Annotated in this window: 14 protein-coding genes; 3 read left to right on the top strand and 11 right to left on the bottom strand. The window is 40.6% G+C overall.

The window, feature by feature from the left end; genetic code table 11:
- Positions 1-9 precede the first annotated feature (9 nt).
- Positions 10-762, top strand: coding sequence for a MerR family transcriptional regulator (locus BMY78_RS13070; protein WP_090899098.1), 753 nt, complete (start codon positions 10-12; stop codon positions 760-762).
- A 73-nt stretch (positions 763-835) separates the two neighbouring features.
- Here the strand turns inward: BMY78_RS13070 and BMY78_RS13075 are convergent, their stop codons facing one another.
- Together BMY78_RS13075 and BMY78_RS13080 are read right to left on the bottom strand one after the other, a co-directional pair.
- Positions 836-2,134, bottom strand: coding sequence for an NCS2 family permease (locus tag BMY78_RS13075; RefSeq protein WP_090899101.1), 1,299 nt, complete (start codon positions 2,132-2,134; stop codon positions 836-838).
- 353 nt (positions 2,135-2,487) lie between these two features.
- Entirely contained in the window at positions 2,488-3,288 is an 801-nt protein-coding gene (locus tag BMY78_RS13080; protein WP_090899104.1) for a GNAT family N-acetyltransferase, read from the bottom strand.
- A gap of 330 nt (positions 3,289-3,618) precedes the next feature.
- Here BMY78_RS13080 and BMY78_RS13090 point away from each other — a divergent pair, with 330 nt between their 5' ends.
- The gene (locus tag BMY78_RS13090; protein ID WP_090899110.1) at positions 3,619-4,020 is read left to right on the top strand and encodes a VOC family protein; all 402 of its coding nucleotides are present in this window, start codon (positions 3,619-3,621) and stop codon (positions 4,018-4,020) included.
- 582 nt (positions 4,021-4,602) lie between these two features.
- Here BMY78_RS13090 and BMY78_RS13095 read toward each other — a convergent pair.
- A complete protein-coding gene (locus tag BMY78_RS13095) occupies positions 4,603-5,346 on the bottom strand; it encodes an SDR family NAD(P)-dependent oxidoreductase (protein WP_090902403.1) in 744 nt (247 codons plus the stop codon).
- 160 nt (positions 5,347-5,506) lie between these two features.
- Between BMY78_RS13095 and BMY78_RS13100 the strand changes: the two genes are divergently transcribed.
- On the top strand, positions 5,507-6,640 hold the full coding sequence (locus BMY78_RS13100; protein ID WP_090899113.1) for a LuxR C-terminal-related transcriptional regulator: 1,134 nt from the start codon (positions 5,507-5,509) through the stop codon (positions 6,638-6,640).
- 167 nt (positions 6,641-6,807) lie between these two features.
- On the opposite strand, the gene BMY78_RS13105 is transcribed toward BMY78_RS13100, so the two are convergent.
- The 8 genes from BMY78_RS13105 to BMY78_RS13140 all read right to left on the bottom strand — a co-directional run bounded on the left by BMY78_RS13105 (position 6,808) and on the right by BMY78_RS13140 (position 18,066).
- On the bottom strand, positions 6,808-8,277 hold the full coding sequence (locus tag BMY78_RS13105) for a glycoside hydrolase family 1 protein (protein ID WP_090899116.1): 1,470 nt from the start codon (positions 8,275-8,277) through the stop codon (positions 6,808-6,810).
- 76 nt (positions 8,278-8,353) lie between these two features.
- Entirely contained in the window at positions 8,354-10,276 is a 1,923-nt protein-coding gene (locus BMY78_RS13110; RefSeq protein ID WP_090899119.1) for a beta-glucoside-specific PTS transporter subunit IIABC, read from the bottom strand.
- Positions 10,277-10,412: 136 nt separating this feature from the next.
- A complete protein-coding gene (gene licT, locus BMY78_RS13115; RefSeq protein ID WP_090899122.1) occupies positions 10,413-11,261 on the bottom strand; it encodes a BglG family transcription antiterminator LicT in 849 nt (282 codons plus the stop codon).
- Positions 11,262-11,579: 318 nt separating this feature from the next.
- On the bottom strand, positions 11,580-12,617 hold the full coding sequence (locus BMY78_RS13120; protein WP_090899125.1) for a branched-chain amino acid aminotransferase: 1,038 nt from the start codon (positions 12,615-12,617) through the stop codon (positions 11,580-11,582).
- A 515-nt stretch (positions 12,618-13,132) separates the two neighbouring features.
- Positions 13,133-14,314, bottom strand: coding sequence for a NupC/NupG family nucleoside CNT transporter (locus BMY78_RS13125; RefSeq protein ID WP_090899127.1), 1,182 nt, complete (start codon positions 14,312-14,314; stop codon positions 13,133-13,135).
- Between the two features lie 2 nt (positions 14,315-14,316).
- Entirely contained in the window at positions 14,317-15,633 is a 1,317-nt protein-coding gene (locus BMY78_RS13130; RefSeq protein WP_090899130.1) for a purine/pyrimidine permease, read from the bottom strand.
- A gap of 45 nt (positions 15,634-15,678) precedes the next feature.
- Positions 15,679-16,386, bottom strand: a complete 708-nt coding sequence (gene deoD / locus BMY78_RS13135) for a purine-nucleoside phosphorylase (protein WP_090899132.1) — start codon at positions 16,384-16,386, stop codon at positions 15,679-15,681.
- A 156-nt stretch (positions 16,387-16,542) separates the two neighbouring features.
- Positions 16,543-18,066 carry an AcpB/EbpR/MafR family transcriptional regulator gene (locus BMY78_RS13140; protein WP_256222093.1) on the bottom strand — a complete coding sequence of 508 codons (1,524 nt, stop codon included), beginning with the start codon at positions 18,064-18,066 and terminating at the stop codon, positions 16,543-16,545.
- Between the last annotated feature and the right edge of the window lie 12 nt (positions 18,067-18,078).

Genomic DNA, 18,078 nt, shown 5'->3' on the forward strand with positions numbered 1-18,078 from the left:
GAATTTTAGATGAGATTAACGGCAAGTAAATTTGCAAAGCTGGCAGATACGACGGTTCGTACCTTACGACATTATCGACAACTTGGAATATTAGTCCCCTCACAGAAAAATGAAAAAGATCATTATATATATGTGGATGCGGACTTTAAAAGGCTTCATGAAATCCAACTATTGCAAAGTCTAGGTCTTTCCTTAAACGAGATTAAAGTCTGTTTGGAAAATCCGAAATATTCTTTCCATGAAATCATTAGAGTTCAAGAACAATTACTTCGACAGCGGAGGGAAGCCATTGATTGTTCTTTAGCACTCATTGAACGAGTCCAATTGTTAACCGAGCAAGATCAACTCAATGAATCAAACTCTGAAATACTCATGTTACTTATGAATTCCATGCGTGTTGAGGAGGCTCAAAAAAAGCTGCTTCAAAAGTATGTCTCTATAGATATTATTGATCAGGTGTTTCCAGAGGATATCTCTAAGCAAACCCATATGGATGGACGATTTTACAATTTGTTATTGCTTGTCCATCGGGCTATCGTAAATGATCTTACACCAGATCATCCTATCATACAGCAGCAGTTGCATGGCATATGTGCAGATACTCCATTACGTAATCTCATGTTCAATGACGAGGTAAATAACGAAGAACTGAATAAAAGCGTAAAACCCTATGAGGCGTTGGTGCCTAAGCATACCATGGATTTTTTAAAGGAAGCATTTGAGGTATTAAATACGAAGAATAATTCTTCTCTACAGGATTGAAAAGAGGGTTTCATATAAAAAAGGAGAGCTGCCTTTATATAAGCAGTTCTCCTTTTTGAGATTAAACCGTTTCTTAGTGGTCCAGGAATACAAGCTGGATGAAGAACAATACCGCAAAAATGTAGAATATCGGATGAACATCCTTGCCCTTTCCGCGAAGCAGCTTGAGTACCGGATAGAAAATGAAGCCAACACCGATGCCTGTCGCAATACTGTGCGTCAACGGAGTAAGGATGATAATCAAAAAGGCAGGAAATGTTTCTTCGAGATCCTTCCAATTGATTTTGCTGATTACGCTAATCATAAAGTAACCAACAATAATCAGTGCCGGAGAAGTGATCGCCGGGATACCTGATATGACACTTACGATTGGTGTAAAGAACAAAGTAAGAGCAAGTAGTACACTTACCGTTACCGCCGTCAGTCCTGTTCTTCCTCCTGCAGCCACCCCTGTGCTGGACTCGATATAAGCCGATGTTGGGCTCGTTCCAAGCAAAGCGCCAGTGGTAGTCCCAACGGCATCTGCCAATAGGGCGCCGCGTGAGCGCGGAAATTTACCTTCCTTCAGCAGCCCTGCTTGTTCAGCAACGCCGAGCATCGTCCCCGTCGTATCAAACAGCGTAATCAACAGGAACGTAAATATGATGGTATACAAACCATTAGAGAATACGCCTGCCAAATCCAATTGGAAAGCCGTTGACGTGAGGCCTTGTGGCAAGGATACAATCGACTCCGGCATTTGAAACAGCCCCATGATCCAGGCAAGAATCGCTGTTACCACCATTCCGATGAACAGATAACCTTTTACATTGTAAGCCATAAGCACAACAGTGATAATTAATCCGATTATGGTCAAGTAAGTCATAGGTTCTGCCAAGTTCCCGATCGTAATCAAATTGGATTCGGAATCAGCAATAATCCCGGAATTTTGCAGGCCTACCGTTGTAATAAACAATCCAATCCCTGCTGTTATCGCGTGCTTAAGGCTCGCAGGAATGGCATCAAGCAGCATGTAACGAAATGAAGTAAGCGATAAAATAATAAACAAAAGCCCTGTTATAAATACCGCTCCCAGTGCAACCTGCCAAGACACGCCATATCCAGCAACTACACTATAAGCAAAGAATGCATTCAGACCCATACCGGGCGCTATAACGATCGGATAATTGGACCCGATTCCCATGATCAACGTCGCCACAATACTCGCCAACACTGTAGCAATGAATACTCCGTTAAAGTCCATGCCCGTGCTGCTGAGTATTCCTGGGTTTACGATTACGATGTATACCATCGTGAAAAATGTTGTAATCCCTGCGATGATCTCTGTTGAAACGGTCGTGCCTCTTTCTTTTAGTTTGAACCAATTGTCCATGATTAAAGCCAGCCTCCAACTTTCAAATTATTCACCAAAGCTAAAAATAAAAAAATCCTAATCATCGTCATAGGATTGTAATATTACCGCTCCTATATTCGTCATTAGGATTAAAAAGCTAAGATTCTAAACCAATGATAAGGATACTCATATCTGCTTTACCCTGATGCCCTTTCGAATTTTAATAAATATATCACTCATTGTCAATGAATTAACGTATTGTTCACAGTTATTTACGAACTATATAGAGATGATAGGGAATATTCATTCGTTTTTTAGAGTAAGTTACAATGAATTTAGTTCTTGTACCAATCAAACAAAAAAAGCCGCTAAAGTAGCGACTATACATCGAATTATATTTTTGTTGTGGATAAAGTAAAATTGACAATATAAAGTTCCATTGTTGTTTGATACCCCAAGCCTTTATATAAGCGAACAGCAGGCACGTTATTTGCTAAAACGCCCAGATAAACATCTGGTGACCGTTTTTTACCGAGGTGTGTCAATTCACTTGTTAGGAGTTTAGCTAATCCTCTGCCTCTGTAATCTAACCTGGTAACAATGTTCCCAAGCTCTACTAGCTGAGAGTCATAAAAATGGTAGCCGCCCACAGCGATGAAATCCTCCCCTTCCTTAATTCCAAGAAAAGGGTAATTCTCTAACTCACTCCTTGTAAAAAACCTCATTTCCCCACTATGTAAAAAATCAATTACCTTAGAATATTCATTTTCATTTATCTTTTTTGCAATGTGAGCTTCAAGGAGTTTCGATTCATCCTGATGTTTCATAGTTAAAAAACGCTGAGGAATTCCTTTGATGAGTCCGCAGGATTGAAAAAGTTCAAGGTCTCGTTGACAGAGTATCGTGCCACATACAGCACTTTCGTCAAGTTGGATAGTTTCTCTTGTAAAAGCAATTAGTTCTGGCAAAAAGATGTCCTGATCTTCCACTCGGAAGAAAGAAAATGCAGGAAAAGATAGTTCGCTAAAATAAGCTAATACAGCTGTAAGTTGGCTATTCATAAATTGACCAACATATTGAGCCTTATCCTTACGTTGCGTTAAATAACTATAAAAAAGCAGATTCTGTTCTGTATTAATGTTGGGCAATAATTCAATAATTGTATCGTGAGTAAGCAAGCGATGCGAAAACATTTTAACACCTCTCAACCTATAATTTCTTATTCTATTTTTTTATCTTGTTTTCTTTCAACAAATACCCAGATATAGTATGTCAACCAAAATACAATAGGAACTAAGAATACATAAGCTCTCTGATTTGCTGTAAGAAAGTAAATTATAAACAGTCCAATGATTAACATCGGTGGCATCAGGATAAAGTACTTCTTCTTATCTATGTCCATCCCTCCATTTGTTCAATATTCATAATAATAACATTCATTTATTTCTTTGATAAGATTCGCATCTGCTACCAGAAGTAGAGTATATTAAGCTTAGTTAATTTTATTTTAGGAGGCTATAACCATGCCACAAGAGATCTGGATTAACCTGCCGGTCAAAGATGTTGAGAGGTCAACTGCCTTTTTCAATGAAATTGGATTCCAAGCGGTGAGCGTTGGGAACGAAAGAGCCAAGCTTTCCATAGGTCAAACAGCGATTCTATTGTTCCCGGAGTCAGCGTTTGAGAAATTTACAGGTTCAAAAACAGCAGATACTTCCCATAGCGCAGAAGTAATATTCTCCATTGGCGCTGAAAGCAGAGAAGAAATAGATACCTTTATTCAAAAAGTGGAGTTTGCCGGAGGAAGCATCTTTGGCAAACCGAGTGAAAGCGACGGCTGGATGTACGGCGCAGGATTTGCCGACCTGGACGGTCACCGCTGGAACCTGCTATACATGGATGAGAGTAAAATGCCGAAAAAATAAGTGAAGCGCCGGTTTCCTGTTAAGGTCGCCGGCGTTTATTCATAGGGTGCTTCTGAATGAAATCATGTTCGAACCAGAATTCAAAAGAACAAATCCCCCAAATGAAGTATTGTTTTAGGGATTCTGCCTGCTCTTAGCCACATCACAGGGTCCATTCACTTTTCTTTATAAAGTATACTTATTAAGTGTCTATGGCAATTCCTCAAGTTATTCAAAGAAATCATTAATGGATCGAATGGGCTTCACTTCTATAGGCTGACTCGACAATTTCAAAGCCGCATATGCTCCAATCCAAATGATAGCTGCTAAAATTATATATACCATAACGCTCACCTCCTGTATCTCCATTGATCCTTTCTAAATGTATCCAGTGCGTTTTGTAACCCTCTTTATAAAATAACTTTATAAAGTCAGTATGCAGCAAACCTTAATGCTCTGTCAAAGGGTAATTTAGGAAGCTTCTATAGCCTCCGCCGTATGTAAAAGAAAACCTCTAATCATGAATGAATTTTTCAATGATTAGAGGTTTATTTCGATTTGATCATCTGTTTTCAGATAAATTCATCCTACATCTCAACTAAATTAATGCGCGGTATAGCCGCCATCAACAAGCAAGGTCGTACCATTCACGAAGCTAGCATCATCGCTGGCTAGGAACAACACAGCTTTAGCTACTTCTTCTGGTCTTCCAAGTCTGCCCTGTGGATGAAGTGAAGTTAAATATTCTTTGCTCTTTGCATCTACGTTTTTCAACAAAGGCGTTTCAATGTATCCAGGACATACCGCGTTGACACGAATTCCCTCGCTTGCATAAGCAGTACATAAATTCTGAGTTAACAGTTTAACGCCTCCTTTTGCTGAAGCATAAGCTGTCGTTTTAGGCAATGCAACAAAGCTGTGGATCGAGCCAGCATTAACAATAATTCCGCCATTTCCCTGCTTAAGGAACTGCTCAATAGCATATTTATCGGAAAGAAATACACCCGACAAGTTAATATCGATTGTGCGTTTCCATTTATCATAAGACAATACATCAGCGATTTCGTCATCGGCAACCCCTGCATTTGCATACATAATATCCAGCTTGCCATATTTCTCAACAGTTTCCTTAATCATGTGTTTAATATCTTCTTCTTTAGTCACATCTGTTTTGACAAATAACGTATCATGACCTTCTCCATTAAGTTCGGCAGCTAGCTCTTTACCATGTTCAGAATAGTCAGCAATGACCACTTTTGCTCCTTCTTTTGCGAAAAGGCGAACCGTGGCCTCACCAATTCCACTGGCACCGCCTGTAACAATAGCTACTTTTGCATGTAATTTCATAAGATTCAACCGCTCCGTTTCATCATTAGTAAGATTCAATAATCAGTACTCTTCAATCTTACTCCTTTAATTTTGAAATACTATCCTATAAGGTTCTGTGTAATAATGGATTGTATACCCTCCATTTGTAGGGTATTTCATTGGAAGGGAACGGCTTATTATGACCCAACATTTTCATCCATATGGTGAAATGACTTTTCAGGAATTTGTATTATTTTTCAAAACGCACAGCAAACAGCTCGAAGAAAATACAAACATTTACTTGATTTCGGAAGCTAACATCCCTGAAATACATCGGAACGAAACGGAAGTACTGATGAGATCCTTTTTTCAAATGTTTACTTATTCAGACTTGGATCATTTGGATAATCATTATTCTTCTTATTTGGATACCTGGGTTCAATCCCAGCTAACTATTTTAAATATGGCAAGCTTACAATGGCTTCAAATTATATTGGAAAAAGCTTTACTAACACTATTAATACAACTGAAACATCAACGGATGTTGGACCCTCTAATGTTCCTGTTATCTGTCTTTTCTTATCTGATGCATAGCTTTCATAAGTGGGCTGATACGGAGTCTGTTAATCAAGGAACGGAGGAAAATGACGAATTAAGGAACCTGCGCTTGCTGGATCAGTTAAACCAACTCCTAGTCAGTTCTTCCGGAGCTTCAGATTTAGCCTTTATCCTGAAAAAATGTGAGAAGTATTTCAATTATAAACGTTGTGTCTTCTATGCCTATGTACCTTGGTCCAACCAGTTCTATGGGGTCATTGGTGAAGAACTTCCGAAAATTCAGAGTATGAAAGGACAATTGACCGAGCAAAATCTAATCTTTAACTCCAAGAGACCGATCTACTTGAAAAATCCAAAACCTTATCTAAGGGACGAGCATATCCAGTTATTTCAGTTGTCTTCGATCATATTTATACCGATTGCCCACGAGCAGCAATTGTATGGCTGGGTCACTTTTGACCAAATGGGGGATTCATTTGATTGTACGAAGGGCGAACTCGATTTGCTTGAACAAGTGGGAAAGAGAATTGGTTTGTTTTTATCCAGAAAAGAGAAGGAAAACACCGCCAAAACGATGGCCATCGCCTTAACAGAAAGGGAGTCCACCGTTCTCGAACTTCTGGCGGAAGGATACGACAACAAAAAAATCGCTTCCTTGTTGTTCCTCAGCGAATATACTGTGAGAGATTATGTAAGCAGCTTGATGTCCAAGCTGCGTGCAAAAAATCGGACACAGGTCGTTGCTTATGCTTTTCGTTGGGGGTTATTGAGTTAGTACATTTGGTCATGCCTCGGTCAACGAATCAACCGATTTGATCAAGAAATTTACTAAACTTACACATATGATATTAATTATTCATTCGTTTCAGAAAAAATAATAGCCCTTAAACCAAAGACAGCCGGTCCATGGATCGGCTGTCTTGCACAGATGTTTTATGCTTGTTATAAGATTTGTCCATTACTTTCAATAACTTGTTTATACCAGTCAAACGAGTCTTTGCGGTATCTTTGCAGCGTACCATTCCCGGCATTGTCTTGATCTACATAAATGAAGCCATAACGTTTACCCATTTCAGATGTGGAACAGCTAATAATGTCGATGGGTCCCCAGCTTGTGAAGCCCATCAAATCTACACCATCTGCTACCGCTTCTCTCATTTGCTCGATGTGGCGACGCAGATAGTCAATCCGGTATGTGTCATGAATGGAGCCGTCTTCCTCCAGTTTGTCGGTAGCACCAAGGCCATTCTCAACGATAAATAAAGGCATCCGATAACGGTCGTACAAACGGTTCAGTGCAACACGAAGACCGATTGGATCGATTGGCCAACCCCATTCAGTCACTTCCAGGTGAGGGTTTTTCACTTGACTAACCAGCATGCCGGAATTGCTGTTGTCATTCGGATCGTATTTTCCGATATAAGTCATATAATAGCTGAATGCAATGAAATCGACCGTGTTATCTTTAATAATCGCATCATCCTCAGGTTCCTTCACCAGCTTAATCCCGTTCTCCTCAAAATATCGATTCATGTAAGATGGGTATTCGCCCCGTGCCTGAACCTCTGGATAGAACAGATTCATCTGATCTTCCTTCAGCGTTTGCAGAACGTCCTCCGGTTTGCTTGATGCAGCGTACGTTTCCAGACGGCAAATCATGCAGCCGATTTGGGCGTTTGGCATCTTCTCTTTACCGCTTTTTACAGCGAGTGCGCTCGCTACAAACTGGTGATGCGTCGCTTGATAGGCAACCTGCTCTTTGCTCCCTTTGATTTTATCCTCAAGGATACCGCCACCCGTATACAGGCTTGTAAGGATCATGTTCATTTCATTAAACGTAATCCAATATTTTACTTTGTCTTTATAACGGTCAAACAGGGTGTTGGCGAATTTCAGATACAGGTCAATGAGTCTGCGGTCTTCCCAACCATTGTATTTCTGAGTGAGATGTACAGGCATTTCGTAATGGGAGATGGTCACGAGCGGTTCGATATTATGCTTCAAGAGTTCATCCAGCACATTGTCATAGAACGCCAGACCTGCTTCATTAGGAACCTCTTCCTCCCCTGTAGGGAAAATGCGTGTCCATGCCATAGAGATCCGTAATACCTTGAATCCCATCTCGGCGAACATGGCAATGTCTTCTTTATAACGATGATAGAAATCTACCCCGTTGCGCTTCGGGAAATACACATCTGTGTTTCCTCCCAGGAACTCTTCAAGCTCAACAGAATTGACATCAAAGGTAAAATCCTTGCCATTGCGAAGTTCCTTGGGTACGAATGGAGCCATGTCCGAAGTGGACAGCCCTTTCCCATCAGCATCAAATGCTCCCTCCAACTGATTGGCTGCTGTAGCGCCTCCCCACAAAAAGCCTGCTGGGAATGCTTGTTTAGTTTCTTGTTTTGTCATGATGGTTGTGCTCCTTTGATATAATAGTTTGAGTTTGAAATTAAGATGACTTCATATGATAAATGTGATAAAACATTTAGCGAACAGTGACTAGAAGCAATTCATTCATTGAAATCACCCCCTTCACATGCACTGGCACAACATCCAGATAATCCGGCGTATTCGTCACAATAACTGGTGAAACAATGTCCAGTCCCGCTGCTTTGATGCTCTCCAGATCGAATTCAATAAGCGGATCGCCCAAGCGGACTTCTTGTCCAGCTTCTACTTTGACATCAAAGAACTTGCCTTTGAGCGAGACCGTGTTTAGTCCAACGTGGATGAGTATATCAATCCCATCCATGGATTGAAGCATAATCGCATGTTTGCTTTTGGCTACCATCGTGACTATTCCGTCAAAAGGTGCGGTCACTTTGCCTTCTGTCGGTCTGATCGCAATTCCTTTACCTGTCAACTCATCTGCAAATGTTTTGTCTGGAAGCTCTGCAAGTGGGACAAGTTCCCCGGTCAGCGGACTCTGTACCTCACCTTTCTTCTCTTCAATGGAGTGAACCGTGACAGGCAATTTGTTTTCCTTCGGCGAGGTTTCAGGTTTCACTTCCATCGATGGGGGGTCTAACGATACCGAAGGCTGTGGCTCAGAATCATCCCATTTCAGCATCAGAGTCAAGATAAACGAAATGACGAAACTGATAGCGACTCCAATTAACGCATACCACAAGTTGGACATCCCACCCTTCGGGTCGATGTATAACGGCAGTGACAGCAATCCCGGAACAGCAAATCCAAAACATTTCAGGCCAACTGCTGTTATAAACCCACCGCCTGCGGCTCCACCAACGAGTGATGCGTAGAACGGTTTTTTCAACTTTAGCGTAACTCCGTACAACGCAGGTTCCGTAATGCCCAGTAAAGCGGAAATGCCACTCGACAGTGCAATCGACTTCATGTTTGGATTTTTCGTTTTGAGAAACACCGCCATTACCGCGCCAGCCTGACTCATGTTGGTGACGAGGTTGATGGGCAACAAAAGCACGTCATAACCAAGTTTGCTCAAATTTTGCAGTGTGCTCGGAAAAAATGCATAGTGCATGCCTGTCATGACGATTAATGGCATCAAACCGCCAAGGATAATTCCCGTCAAAGGACCGGAATGGGCGAAGAGCCACGATGTACCCATTTCCAAATAAGTACCGATGTAAGTACCTAACGGGCCGATGGCAATCAACAGAACCGGCACCGTAATGACCAGAACAATCATCGATGTAAAAATAACTTTTACCGGCCCTGGAATAACCTTGTCCACCCAGCGATACACGTAGCTAAGCAACCACACACCCAGAATAATCGGTATGACGGACTGCGTATAATTCACGATCGAAACCGGGAGCGAAAGGAAACGAATCGGTTCAAGATGATTGGCATTGAAAGCATCCAGAATGGTCGGATATAACAGCGTCCCTGCAAGCGTCAGAGCGATATACTCGTTCACCTTGAATTTGCGTGCGGATGACACCGCTAGCAGGAAAGGCAAGAAATAAAAAGCAGCATTGCCAATGGAGGACAAGATCTGATATTCGCCACTGGTTTCGTGCAACAGTCCCAAGGTCACCAGCAATGCCAGAATTCCTTTGAGCATACCAGTGCCTACAATAGCCGGCAGAATCGGTGTGAATATGCCCGAGATGGTATCCAGAACGGCGTTGATGCCTCTGGAGCGCGGAGCCTGTTTGTCCTTCTCGGTAGAGGTGTCCTGCTTCAGTTGACCCTCCAATTCCGCATATACCGCAGCGACGTTATTTCCGATGACGACCTGGAATTGATCGTTCTGAAACTGGGCACCCAGGACACCATTCAGTTTTTTAATCTGCTCCAGTTGAACCTTCTTCTCATCCTTAACATTGAAGCGGAGTCTGGTGATGCAGTGCCAGGCCTGTATGATGTTTTCTTCTCCTCCTGTTAACTGGATGATCTCCGCGGACAACTCCCTGTGGTTCATGCTGATTCCTCCTCTGTTTTTGGCGAAAAAAAAACCAAATGCTAAACCTGTCCTCTGCATGTGCAGAGTCGGTAACATTTGGTGGTGCCTGATCGAATCAGTAACACTCCATATTCTATTTATTCAAACGTGATGTTCAGTCCGCATCGGAATGCGACGTCACTCTCTCGATGTGAATCATTAGGTAAACCATCTCATCAGGAGTAATCGTGAACTCATGCTGCCGTTCCATAAACTCCTTTATTTTTTGCGCACATTGGAAGCTTGAAGGGTACCTTTCCGATAGCACGGCATACAAGAAATGCTGATCTTTGAACGAAAGTACCTCCCGATTCATTTGGCGGACGATGAAGTAGCGCAAATGAGTGATGAATCTGGAATAGTTCACAGATTTCTGATCCAGCGCGATGCCGAAATGATGGGACATAATCTCCAGGCTGTCATTAATCATTTTAGTAATCTTGATCGTTTGGTTCATGCCGCCTGAATCGATCTGCGAATTCACGAAGTGCAATGCAATGGAACTTGCTTCGCTATGGGACATCGTCACGCAAAAAGCTTCGTTTATCCGGTTAACGGCTTGTTCACCTACAAGATATTCCACAGGATACAGATGCCGAATGTCCCAGTGAAGGGGATTCTGAACATCCATCCCGCTTTTATGGCGTTCCAGTGCAAAATGTATATGATCCGCAAGGGTCAACAGCAATGAATCGTTAAGCTTTTTCCCAATCTTCTCTTGACCCATTTCTATAATCTGATCGGTTATATCAATGACTTGCAGAGGAATGTCGTTAAAAAACTGCTCGATCCGCTGGTATTTGTCATTGGCTCCAATTCTGAACATTTTTTGGATCTTGTCGCGATCAAGGGGTTGCCCTTTCGCTTTTTTGAAACCAATGCCAGTACCTATTACAATGACTTCGCAACCTTCGTCATCTTCTGCAAGGGCGATATTGTTGTTCAGTGACTTTTTGAATTTCATGCTGCCTTCACCCCCTATATGAGAAAAGCACCACCATCGTCTTCAAACACAAGTATACACTTGTGAAATGGAGACTGAGGTGGTGCCTGATCGAATCAGTGACACTCCTTATTTAGCTGTATTGTAACGAATCATGTAATCGTTGTCAAATAAATAATACGTGTAACTCAAAATAAGTATTGAATACATGACAATCCCACTGGTTTACATCCTTTTACACGATTTTGCTTCAATGTGTACATGTACAGTTTTCACGTCATGTGCAGCACTTAGCAATTCTTCTACGCCCCCTACCTTTAAATGGAAAAAAGCAGGGCATCAAGCCCCGCCAATAGTAATGTTTTTAATCCAGCCTTCTGGTGCCGGGAGAACTCCCATCTGGATACCAGTAAGAGTTTCAAGCAGTTTCTTTGAAATAGGCCCCATTTCGGACATCCCACTTGGGAAATAAATTTCTTTACCATGGTCATCTATTTTACCGACAGGAGAAATAACAGCTGCTGTTCCACACAAACCACATTCTGCAAAATCTTTTACCTCTTCGAAAAGAACTTCCCTTTCCTCCACTTCAAGGCCAAGATATTTCTCAGCAACTACCATCAAAGAACGTCTGGTGATGGACGGAAGAATACTTTCCGACTTAGGTGTAACAACTTTATTGTCTTTGGTTATAAAGATAAAATTGGCACCACCTGTTTCTTCAACCTTGGTTCTGGTTGCAGCATCCAAATACATATTTTCATCAAAGCCATTTTGTTGGGCTGTTCTTAGCGCATGAAGACTCATGGCATAATTCAATCCTGCTTTGATATGTCCTGTACCATATGGCGCAGCACGATCATAATCACTAACACAGAGGGTAAGGGGCTTAGCTCCTCCTTTAAAATAAGGACCTACTGGTGTAGTAAACACTCTAAACTGATACTCTTCAGAAGGTTTAATCCCAATTACAGGGCCACTTCCGAATAGAGAAGGCCGTATATATAGTGTGGCACCAGAGCCATACGGTGGTACATATGATGCATTTGCTTTTACGGTCTCGACAATAGCATCTATAAACCTATCCTTTGGAAAGGGCTGCATATGAAGTCTTGTGGCGGAATCCTCCATGCGCTGTGCATTTAAATCGGGACGAAAAATTGCAATTTGTCCGTCTTGGGTGGTGTAGGCTTTTAAACCTTCAAAACATGTCTGCGCATATTGAAGAACGCCTGCCGATTCGTTGAGGACTACATTGGTATCCTCTGTTAAAATTCCATCATCCCATTTTCCGTCTATAAAATTTGACACATATCGTTTCTCAGTCTTTCTGTAATTGAATCCGAGGTTACTCCAGTCCAAGTTTTGCTTTTCCATTTTGTCACCATACCTTTATTTTATCGAATAATGTAATCTCTTCTCCATTCATAATAAATTCAAAATAATATTAAGTATAGAGCAGTTTTATAAAAATCGAAATAAAAATTACTGTTTGCTCACCAGATGTCCTTATTCGAACATTCATAGATAAAACAGTTTTTCTAGCTATTTTACATAATTGTTAATTTATACTCCAACGAGTAAAATGTTGTACACTTAGCTTACTCCATCAAATTTCTAAACCATTGCCTCTTCTCGCAAATCATGCTCCATGAAGAGAATATCACGTTTCATTTCTTTCATGCCCTGTCTCGAAACCCAGAGTCATATTCTATAATCCCCCCGGCTAACGATTCATGTTCTTGTCCTACGGTTTAACATCAATATATAAAAAAGCCGCAGTTACGCGGCTTTTAAGTAATGTGATAATTTTTGTGTCCCTCGACATCAACCGTCCTTTTGGAACAATCTTATTTCGAGTTCACTTGTATTCAAAAGAAAAATGATTTACCTTAAAATATAATTCCGATAATTATAGCAGATAAAACGCTTACAAGTGTGGCCCCATATAACAGCTTCAATCCAAAACGAGCAACAATATTCCCCTGTTTTTCATTCAGCCCTTTTACTGCACCCACGATAGTACCAATGGACCCAAAGTTAGCAAATGAGATTAGAAAAACGGAAACAATAGCTGTAGTACGGCCACTTAAACCGTCTTGAATCTTAACAAAGTCTAACATGGCAACAAATTCATTCGCAACCAGCTTCGTTGCCATGATACTCCCCGCATGAACCGCTTCATGCCATGGCACACCGATCATAAAGGCAATTGGTGCAAAGACATACCCTAGAACTCCTTGAAACGAGATACCAAATATGCCGCTGAAGACCCCGTTAATTAAAGCAATGATTCCAACAAAACCAACTAACATTACTCCCACTACAATGGCAACTTTAAAGCCATCCATAATATATTCGCCTAGCATTTCAAAAAACGTTTGTTTGCCCTCTTCCTGAACTTCAACAATATCTTCTTTAGCTGTAACTTCATAGGGATTAATAATGGATGCAATGATAAAGCCGCCAAATAGGTTTAAAATTAATGCAGCTACTACATATTTAGGTTCCAGCATGGTCATATATGAACCAACAATGGACATGGATACCGTCGACATTGCAGATGCACATAATGTATACAAGCGATGCTTTGGCAATAATCCAAGTTGATTTTTTACTGAAATAAATACTTCATTTTGTCCTACAATTGCGGCTGCAACCGCATTATAAGATTCCAATTTTCCCATGCCATTTACTTTACTTAGCACCAAACCAATATACTTGATAATGAACGGCAATATTTTGTAATGTTGCAGGATTCCTATTAATGCTGACATGAAGACAATTGGCATCAACACAAACAGGAAAAAGGTATGAGCTCCTTCATTGGCAATCCCACCAAAAACAAAGTTCGTTCCTTCGTTGGCATATCCGAGTAATTTCGAAAAACTATCGGCAAACCCTTTGATTAAGAATTCGCCTATACTCGTTTTTAGTATAATTAATCCCAAAGCTAACTGAATAACAATCATTATGATGATTGGACGATATTTGATTTTCCGCTTATTATTACTCGCAAGCCAGGCCAATAATAGAACAATAACCAGACCAACAACAGAAATTAGATAATGCATAATTAACCCTCCAAATTATCGATACTTTTTTTGCAATCCTCATATCGATTTGCATCTTTCCACATTAACGCTTGTTCCAAAATAATCGCCAATAGACTTCCGCAAATTAACCCATTATTCAAAATGGCTATTACAATCGGAGATAAATGGCTCGTAGCGGATGTAGGAATAAACATTAAACCCACACCAACTAGAAGAGAAACTCCGCTAACAATACATGTTCGTTCTTCATGCAGAACCTTCTTCAATTCCTTCAGCGATAATCCAACCATCTTCACAAAGATGACGAATGTAACGGCATAACCTATAGGCGCTGGGATACCGGATATTACGTTCATTATTGGCGGAAACAAGGATACAGAGATGACTAAGATGCATCCAATTAAAAACGATTTCTGTTCCCTCATTCCTGTTTGTTCAACATATCCCGCCGCTCCTGAAATAGGCACTGAACCAATCGCTCCGAAACTGCCACCAATAAAATGGGTAATGCCAGAAGCAAATCCGGCACGCAAATAACGGTTATAATCCAATTTCTTTTGTTTCATAACGGTCTCCATCAACCGAATAGACGCAAGCGCATTGGTTATTAATAATAGTGTTAATAGAAAGGCAGTTGTGGCTGTCCCGCTATCAAATTTTGGACTTCCAAAAGGAAATATTTGGGGCAGTTTAAATAGCGTATCCGCCGGTGAAATCACCGGCATCTTGTCGCATATGATAAACAATAAGCAGCCTATCGATATACTGATTATTACTGAAAATTGGCGCAGCAAAACAAAGCGACTGTTCCCTAACCCAAAGGTAATGCAAATCACAATCACACTCAGCACGAACACTTTAACATCTAACAAGGTGTGGCTTGACGTGATCCCCATCATACCTTTCATAAAAGAACCGCTTAATTGAAAGATCAATAAGAGCAAATATATAAAAGTGACCGTTGGCGTAAATAGACGAGCGATTTTATCCATTAGCTTAAATGCTGAGATTAGGATAAATAAAACTCCACTACAGATCATTCCCGCACTTAAAGCTTGCAGGGCAGCAATACTCGAAGAATACAATCCCCCCACTAAACTTGCGTAAATGGTGAAAATGCTCCACCATAATCCTGCTGGACCTTCATGAATAGGGAATTTATGGCCGATGACGCCTTGTAAAAATCCAGCTATTCCTAAAGTAATCAGTGTGCTCTGGATGAGTCCAGAAGCCTCCAAAGGTGTTAGGTTATATAAATCTGCGATAGCAATTGGCGCAGCAATTGCACCTGCGATCATAAACATCATCCACTGCAATCCAGATAGTATTTCCTTCATTTCTTACTCACTCTCTTTTCTTGCACCCGTACTCGTATTGATAGATTAGCTCTCAATGGCTGTGTTAAGAGCGATTTCGACCATTTCATAAAATGATTGTTCACTTTCTTGATGAGTTAAGTGCTCCTGTGTTAACAGTTGACTGCCTACTGTCAAAATGGATAGCGCTCTCACACCATATTTAGCGGCTAACGTATATAAGGCTGTGCTTTCCATTTCAACTCCTAATACACCAAAATCCATAAACTTGTGAAGTCGATCTAAGCTCTCACGGTAGAATTCATCGGAGTTATAGATATTGCCGACAAAGACATTTACTTGTTTAGCTTGTGCTTGTTGATACGCTTTCATTAACAATGAGAAATCTGCTGTAGGTGCATAATTACAGCCATGGAAGATCTTATCCGTCATATTACTATCCGAAGACACGGATTGGGCTATTATAATATCGCGGATATTAATGTTTTTCTGCATCGCGCCACATGTACCAATACGAATCAATTTCTTCACTTCATAATCGACGATTAATTCTGTTGCATAGATACTCATCGATGGATTTCCCATCCCTGTCCCTTGAACCGATACGCGTTTCCCCTCGTATAATCCGGTGTACCCGTACATTCCTCTTACTTCGTTATAACAATTGGCCTCATCTAGAAAGTGTTCTGCTACAAATTTTGCACGCAAAGGATCTCCCGGAAGCAAAACGATGTCCGCTATATCTCCTTTTTTTGCGCCTAAATGCCTACTCATATTTCTGCCTCCTACTTTCAATGTTGAACCCGTCTTACCGAAATCTCTTCCGTTGTCTTCAGAAAATCAGTTCGGAAAGTACATTGAGCATAAGATTTTTCAGCATAACAAACTAGACCAAAATCTTACGGAGGATACGGGAAATAATTGATCAAATTATAAAAGCAGTTCTTTACGAATATTGTCCAGATCTCTTTTAGACGGGATCGTAGAAATAATAACAACAGGCACGGTCTGCAATGTTACCGGGATATTACTAATGACAAAATCAATCTGATGTTTCTGCATCATTTCGTCGGAGAGCCCTTTCATTATGGAAGTATTGATGATCAGCTGATCCCCAATTTCCTTCTTGATCAAATCCGCTATGTAATGACGAATTGAAAATTCTTCTCCAATCACCAAGAAGGCCCTTTTCCTTTTATAACGTAAACTGGAACGAACAATTAAGGTTAGCTTGGTTAAATGAAAATGATTATACAAAACGGCTGGATAAGCTTTACTCCACGTTTGCATACAAGTTTGCAGTTCTTGATAAAGCTGCTGGCATTCCTTTTGAACGTACGCCGTTAAATTACTTTTCGATATCATCATCCATTCAGGAATTGCATTATCGATTAATAACTTGTCAAAGAATGCGTATATCTCCAATAGAAATCGTTCTTCCATCTCCAAGTTGGGGTATACGTTGGCCAGTAGCTTTAGAAGCAGATTCCCCATTTGATATTCTTCTTTGTCTTTATGCAATTCGACTTCTTTCATCGGCGTAATTTCAGATCCTTCATAATAATGATATTGGCTGAGACTAACCTGGGATTGCACAAAGCAGATTTCACTATGGGGAAAATGAATGGAAAACTTCTCTTCTAGAATCTTTGCAAGGGTCTTCACGGGCATATAAAACATTCCCTTTTCCCAGGGGTAAGCACTTTCGTCGATTTTTAAGCATTTCCCTTTAGCTACTCTTTCCACAACAATGGCCAACAAAAAAGACAATCTCCGTTTGGAATTGATAAAATACACAATATTTTTCTCATTCTCTGTATTCGTAATTAATTGATTGATATATGCAAAATCGACATTCGCAAAAGGCCATCCTGTGAACTCATACGCATCACAATATAACTTCCAATAGAAATATCGAATATTCATTTCATTCCCTTTAATTGTCGGGGTTGAATACGTAATGCGTAACTTATACGCTTTTAGGTCATTATTATTTAATTGTACAATCAGTTTCTTCAACGATGAGGTACTCATAAACATAACTCCGGCTAGCTCCTCCACGGACAGTCGATCCATATTCGTGAACAATACATTCATCAGTCGATAAAAAATGGTTTGTCTGAACATCGTAGAAATGACTTCACTCATCGTCTCACTTCGTCCATCACGCCGAAGAACGATTCCCTTTCCTCTAGAAACTTCTATGGTAACCGTAGGGGGTAATTGCTTGCTGATTTCTTCAACCATCTTACGTATGGTTTTATCTGAGATACCTAGACTCTTTTCAACTTCGGCCAAAGTAAACCATCTTTGTTCTGTATCAAGCAGCGTTAATAGTTGACTGGCTAATGTAAATCCCTTATCCATTTCCCCACCCTGTTTCAATTTAATTGGATTGTCATCATGTTTTTTTGATAAAGAGTTTTTTTGATAAAGAAAAGTCGATTCCTCCATAAGGAAAGAATC

The organism is Paenibacillus sp. OK076 (assembly GCF_900110055.1).
Taxonomy (GTDB): Bacteria; Bacillota; Bacilli; order Paenibacillales; family Paenibacillaceae; genus Paenibacillus.